Source organism: Xenorhabdus santafensis (assembly GCF_033949405.1).
GTDB lineage: Bacteria > Pseudomonadota > Gammaproteobacteria > Enterobacterales > Enterobacteriaceae > Xenorhabdus > Xenorhabdus santafensis.
In genome coordinates this window covers 1-552 of record NZ_VCDN01000191.1, presented here as the reverse complement: position 1 = coordinate 552, position 552 = coordinate 1, and the positions used below count along the sequence as shown (strand labels likewise).

The 552-nt window shown below is 50.7% G+C and carries 1 pseudogene; it reads left to right on the top strand.

Going from position 1 to position 552, the window contains the following annotated elements:
- Window positions 1-124 precede the first annotated feature (124 nt).
- Window positions 125-552 (top strand): annotated as a pseudogene (locus tag FE392_RS19805) (hypothetical protein); the annotation flags it as partial.

The following is a 552-nucleotide window of genomic DNA, read 5'->3' as shown; positions in this document are numbered from 1 at the left end:
GTTAACAGTTGGGTACTAATTGTTAACTTCACATAAGAGGAGAAACACACTCTGGGATGAGTCAATGGCACCAGAATTTTTTTAATTTTGGTGAAGATAATGTTGATTCTGAAGGTAGATAAACATGCTAAAGAAACAAAGCAGGCAGTGGAAAGAAAAAAAGCTCCACCATCTAAAATGGGTGGCATGGGCGAATATCTTTGCGCAAGTGGCCTTTCCCGTTGCGGCGGCGATTACCCCTGCGGTGGCAACCGCCAACAGTGAACACCACGTTCGGGAAACTCAGACACATACCGGGCAAACCCGACCTTATCGATTGAGTGCGGGTGAAAGCGTTAAAAGCGTGGCAAAGCGTCACGGTTTGACCGTCACGGAGTTAAAAAAACTCAACCAGCAGCGGGCATTCCATAAACCGTTTGCGAAACTGGGGGCCGGCGACGAAATTGACGTGCCGCATTCCACATCTGACCGATTGCTGGCTGACAGCCTGAGCGCTGCGGCTGACGCCCCCGTCACAGAAAATAGCACCGAGCGTTGGCTGGCGAGCACCGC